Source organism: Streptomyces sp. TRM68367, assembly GCF_014495685.1.
Classification (GTDB): Bacteria; Actinomycetota; Actinomycetes; order Streptomycetales; family Streptomycetaceae; genus Streptomyces.
This window is the reverse complement of the sequence record NZ_JACTVI010000184.1, coordinates 1-4,767: the sequence shown is the minus strand read 5'-3', so window position 1 is coordinate 4,767 and position 4,767 is coordinate 1. Positions and strand designations below refer to the sequence as shown.

Annotated in this window: 8 protein-coding genes; 1 reads left to right on the top strand and 7 read right to left on the bottom strand. The window is 74.0% G+C overall.

Annotation, left to right across the window (positions count from 1 at the left end; translation table 11 throughout):
* On the top strand, positions 1–193 hold a 193-nt coding region (locus H8R17_RS43835; RefSeq protein WP_399478093.1), incomplete at its 5' end, for a hypothetical protein.
* 125 nt (positions 194–318) lie between these two features.
* Here H8R17_RS43835 and H8R17_RS43830 read toward each other — a convergent pair.
* The 7 genes from H8R17_RS43830 to H8R17_RS43800 form a co-directional block, all read right to left on the bottom strand.
* Entirely contained in the window at positions 319–642 is a 324-nt protein-coding gene (locus H8R17_RS43830) for a hypothetical protein (protein WP_187828750.1), read from the bottom strand.
* Complete coding sequence (locus H8R17_RS43825; RefSeq protein ID WP_187828749.1) at positions 642–935, bottom strand: hypothetical protein; 294 nt, start codon at positions 933–935, stop codon at positions 642–644. The genes H8R17_RS43830 and H8R17_RS43825 overlap by 1 nt, the downstream gene beginning before the upstream one ends.
* A 143-nt stretch (positions 936–1,078) precedes the next feature.
* Entirely contained in the window at positions 1,079–1,384 is a 306-nt protein-coding gene (locus H8R17_RS43820) for a hypothetical protein (protein WP_187828748.1), read from the bottom strand.
* 9 nt (positions 1,385–1,393) lie between these two features.
* On the bottom strand, positions 1,394–1,651 hold the full coding sequence (locus H8R17_RS43815) for a hypothetical protein (protein ID WP_187828747.1): 258 nt from the start codon (positions 1,649–1,651) through the stop codon (positions 1,394–1,396).
* An 85-nt stretch (positions 1,652–1,736) separates the two neighbouring features.
* Positions 1,737–2,309, bottom strand: coding sequence for a GNAT family N-acetyltransferase (locus H8R17_RS43810; protein WP_187828746.1), 573 nt, complete (start codon positions 2,307–2,309; stop codon positions 1,737–1,739).
* A 92-nt stretch (positions 2,310–2,401) separates the two neighbouring features.
* Complete coding sequence (locus H8R17_RS43805; RefSeq protein WP_187828745.1) at positions 2,402–2,770, bottom strand: hypothetical protein; 369 nt, start codon at positions 2,768–2,770, stop codon at positions 2,402–2,404.
* A gap of 170 nt (positions 2,771–2,940) precedes the next feature.
* Complete coding sequence (locus H8R17_RS43800; protein ID WP_187828744.1) at positions 2,941–4,689, bottom strand: ABC transporter ATP-binding protein; 1,749 nt, start codon at positions 4,687–4,689, stop codon at positions 2,941–2,943.
* Positions 4,690–4,767: the final 78 nt, after the last annotated feature.

Genomic DNA, 4,767 nt, shown 5'->3' with positions numbered 1-4,767 from the left:
CACCGTCGACGAGAGCACCCGGTCCGACCCCGACCGGGCCCTGCACGTCCACGAACGGCTGATCGACGCCATTCTCGGCGGCGACCCCGAAACCATCGCGGCCGAGGTGGAACGCCACACCCGGGCCAGCGCCGAAGAGTTGCTCGAGATGATCGCCGAGCGGCAGCGCGCCGTAGGGGACACCCCGGCCTGATCGGCCCCGGCGCGCTGACCGGGTACGGGCGAACTCGTCGTGGTACGGGCCGGACGCGCCCTCGCCGACCAGGGGCCCGGCGGCCGGGGTCCGCCTCCGTCGGCCGAACCAGCGCGGCGAATCGCTCACTTCGGCTTCCCCTTCTTCGCCCCTCGATCGGCCTGCGTCGACGCCGCCTTCTGGCCGGCACCCGCTACCTGCCCTGCCGTGATGTTCTGGATGGGCGCGAGGTTGTCGCCGAAGACCGCGTCGAAGACGCAGGACTGGAGCAACATCACCAGGCGGCGCTCGTCGTCGCTCTGGTGCATGTCGGAGATCTTCGGCATCGAGAAGTGCTCCCGCACACTGACCGGGTCCTGCACGTTGGCGTGGTTGTCGGGCCGGCGGTACCAGGGCGCCAGCGCCCCGGTGACCGTGTCGCAGAGCGACTCCGTCAGGCCCGACAGCACTACCTGGTACAGCGGGACATCTCGCGCAGGACGTCCAGGATCAGCCGGTTGTGCAGCGGGGCCATCACGTGCGGGCGCAGGGTCAGGCGCAGCATGCCCGCCTCCAGCGCCACGTTGACGAACATCGTCACGGTTACCTGACCCTGCCAGCTCACGCACCGCGCCCGGAGGTACAGCCGCTCGGGGCGGCCGGAGGGGGCGTACCGGTGGTCGTGCAGACCGGGTTCCGGGTGCTTCGAGCCGCGCGCCCGGAGCAGCCACAAAGGCGCCTGGATGCCGACGACCTGGGCCACGGAGATGCCGGGCAGGGATCCGGTGAGCCCTTCGGCCTCCTCGATCCGGAGCAGGGCGGCGCCTATGTGCTCCAGCAGTTCGGCCTCGCCGAAGGGACGAACGGACCCGTCGGACGTGCCGCCGTTGTCGGCGCTGCTCGCCTTCAGCGACGAGGTGGGGACGGCCGGCTCCCAGTGCCCAGGCCGGCGCCGACGAACCGGTGGTGTGTGTTGTGGGGATGCTGCAGTGTCTCGTAGGGATGCTCCAGTCTCGTCTGCCCCTCGGCCAGCTCCGCGGCGCGGCGGTGCAGGTGGGGTCCGCAGGACGGGGTCCACACCTGCCCGTTTCCGGGCGTCCGCTGCGGTCCGTCGGCCGTGGCGGCCCCGGCGTCGGCGAGCAGGCGGTACACGCTGTGCCGCGCGATCATCCGGTCCGCGAAGTACACCGGCCAGGCGCAGAGCAGCCACACCAGCGGCTGTCACCGGTCGCGCTGCTCGGTGCGATTGAGGCCGCGGGCGATCTCCTGGAGGATCTCCTGCTCCGATTTTCCGGTCATCCGGGACATCTGCCGGAGCAGCAGCGCGCACAGGGCGGTGGCGCCGTCGGCGACCTGGTCCAGGTTCCCGTCCGACCTACGGCGCTCCGCCATGTAGTTCAGCATCAGGTCGTTGCCGGAGATGTAGGCGGTCATGGCCTCGATGCCGAGGCGGACACGGTCGTAGTCGTTCGTCGTCATCTGGCCACCGTTCCACGGACACGGGGCGGGGCGCCACTCGCGGTGATGAAGATCCTGTGCTGGTCAGGGCGCCGCGGGCCGCACCTCAGCGCAGGTCGAGCCGCATCAGGACCCGGGGGTGGCCTGCCAGCACCGAGGTGGTGTCGGCGGCGTGCACGAACCCGGCGCGTTCGAAGTTCTCGCGGAGCCCGGCGTACGCCATCGTCAGGTCGACCCTGGCGTCGCCGTTGTCGAGGGGGTAGGCCTCGATCACGGGGGCGCCGTGGGCGCGGGCGAAGTCGACCGCGCCGGCGATGAGGGCGTGCGAGATGCCCTGCTTGCGGTGGCCGGGCCGTACCCGGATGCACCACAGCGACCACACCGGCAGGTCGTCGACGTGCGGGATCTTGCGGTTGCGGGCGAACGAGGTGTCCGCGCGGGGCGCGACGGCGGCCCAGCCGACCGGCTCGTCACCGTCGTAGGCGAGCACACCGGGAGGGGGAGCGGTACGGCACAGCCCGGCGACGTACTCGCCGCGGGCGGGGCCGCGGAGCTCCTTGTTGAGCTTGGACGGGATCCGGTAGCTCAGGCACCAGCAGACGTTGGCCCCGGGCGACTTCGGTCCGAGTACGGCTCGGACGTCCCCGAAGGCCGAGGCCGGGCGCACCTCGATGGTCATGGCACCACGATGTCACGGGGCGCGCGGCGGCGCCCGGCCTGAGACGGCGAAACCCCGGCGCGGGCCGCCGCGCCGGGGTTCACCTGCCGCACTCAGTACCGGGTGGGGTACAGCGCGAGCTTGGCCTTGCCGCCGGAGACCGACTTCACCCAGATCTTCAGGTTGTTGAGCTTGACGACGCCGCCCGGGCTGGTGCTTCCGCTCAGCGACGTTCCGGCCGAGCCGGCCGAGAACTTCACGGACCGGGAGCTGACGTGCGTGACATTCAGGTTCCCGAACCCGAACTTCCTGCTGTTGACCTTGATGGTCTTGGGCGCCGACACGGTGGTGTTGCACCGGCCGTCGTAGCAGGGCCCCTGGGCGGCGTGCGCCACCGGCGTCATCAGGCCGAAGCCCAGCGCGCCGGCCATGGCCAGGGGCACGGCGGTCGTCGCGGCTCGGCGGTGAGTACCCGTACGCATCAGTTGGACCTCCTGCGGTCGTGGGGGGATTTCCCGCGCCGCTTTTGTAGCCCGGCGGCGCCGGGACCCCTCCCGTGGACGCAGGTGACCGGCCCTTTCGACGGTCCTGTCCGCACGGCCCTGGCGGGCCGCCGCGGTGCCGGTCGTGGACCGGGCCGCGTCTGCGACCCTCAGGACGGGGTGACCGCCAGGACGCGGTTGAGGGCGCTGCCGGGGCGGGCGGTGAGCTCGTCCCAGGTGCCCTCCTCGGCGACACGGCCCGCTTCGAGGACGGCGATGCGGTCGGCGCGGCGGATGGTGGCGGGGCGGTGCGCGATGACGATCGTGGTGCGGTCACCCTTGCCGAGCGCGGCGGCGAGCTCGGCGTCGCCGGTGTTCTCGAGGTGGGCGGTGGTCTCGTCCAGGACGAGGACGCCGGGCCCGCCCAGCAGGGCGCGGGCGAGCGCGATGCGGGCGCGCTGGCCGCCGGAGAGGGTGGCACCGCGCTCGCCGACGAGGGTGTCCATGGGGGCGATGCGGTCCACGCCGCACAGCCGGGCCGTCTCGGCGAGGAGACCGTCGTCGGCGTCGGGCGCGGCCAGGCGCAGGTTCTCGGCGAGGGTGCCGTGGAAGAGCGGCGTGTCCTGGCCGACCACGGCGACCGCGCGGCGCAGCTCGCCGTCGGCCAGGGCGCGCAGGTCCACCGGGTCGCCGCCGGCGGGCAGCAGCTGGACGGCGCCCGCCGACGGGTCCCAGAACCGGGCCAGCAGATGGGCGCAGGTCGACTTGCCCGCGCCCGAGGCGCCGACCAGGGCGAGGGTCCGCCCCGCCGGAACCGTCAACTCCACCCCGTCCAGCACCGGTCGGCCCCCGTAGTCGAAGCTCACCTGATGCAGCCGGACGCCCAGCGGCCCCGCCGGCAGCGGGCGGGGTGCGGCGGGCGCCGGAGCGAGCGCGGGCGCCTTGCCGGCCGCGTCGACCCGGGCGGCGGCGGCTCGCAGGGCCACCGCCTGGCTCAGCGCCCTGGCCGACTCGGCGACCGGGCCCAGCACGGACAGCGCCAGCGCCATCGCCGCCGGCGCCCACGCGCCGTGCAGCCGCCCGGACGTCACGGACTGCGCCGCGGCCGCCACCACACCCAGCACCGCGGCCACGATGAGCAGGTCGCGCACGGCAGCGGCCATGGCCTCCCAGCGCGCCTCGGCCCGCTGCGCCTCGCCCACCCTGTGGCCTTGCTCGGCGAGCAGGCGCCGCCGCTCGGCCAGCGCGCCGAAGGCGAGCAGCTCACGCAGCCCGTCGACGGCCTCCACGGTGTCCGCCGACAGCTTCGCCGCCGCCCCCCGGGTACGGGCCCCTCGCGCCGAACGCCCGCGTGCGTCGGCGAACGGCGCCGCCGCGAGCAGCGCGGCGACCGGCAGCACCGCCACCAGCAGCCACGGCTCCACCGTCGCCAGGGCTGCCGCCCCGCCGGTGAAGACCACACCGGAGGCGAGGAGCTGGGCGGTGGTGTGGGCGTAGAAGAACTCCAGCGCCTCCACGTCGGCCATCGCCGTGGCCGCCAGGTCCCCGCTGCGCCGGCCGGCCACCCGGGCCGGCGCGCTGCGGGCGAGCCCGTCGAAGACCCGCACCCGCAGCTCGGCCAGCACCCGGTAGGCCAGGTCGTGCGAGAGGTCCATCTCCCGCCAGGTCATCAGGGCCCGTACGGCGACCAGGACGACGAGCGCGGCGACGGTACCGCCGGAGGGGGCGCGGCCCTCGATGACGGCCGTGCCGACCGTGTACGCCGCCAGCGTCAGCAGCGTGACCAGCGAGCCCTGTTCGAGCAGGGCGGCGGCGCAGGTGCGGGCCATCATGACCCGGTGCCCGGCGAGGGCGGGCAGCAGCGCGCGCAGCGCACCCCGCGGGGGCGGGCCGGCCGCGGTGTCGGGGGTGCTGCTCATTAGAGGACCATCCCTTCTGCAGCCCTCACGAGTAGGGTTGTGACCTCTCGGTCCCGGTGGGTGCATGGCCAGTGATGC

Bases quoted from the DNA above. Each gene is read 5' to 3' on its own strand.
- H8R17_RS43815 (WP_187828747.1), bottom strand. From the start codon at position 1,651: ATGACGACGAACGACTACGACCGTGTCCGCCTCGGCATCGAGGCCATG.
- H8R17_RS43810 (WP_187828746.1), bottom strand. From the start codon at position 2,309: ATGACCATCGAGGTGCGCCCGGCCTCGGCCTTCGGGGACGTCCGAGCC.
- H8R17_RS43805 (WP_187828745.1), bottom strand. From the start codon at position 2,770: ATGCGTACGGGTACTCACCGCCGAGCCGCGACGACCGCCGTGCCCCTG.
- H8R17_RS43800 (WP_187828744.1), bottom strand. From the start codon at position 4,689: ATGAGCAGCACCCCCGACACCGCGGCCGGCCCGCCCCCGCGGGGTGCG.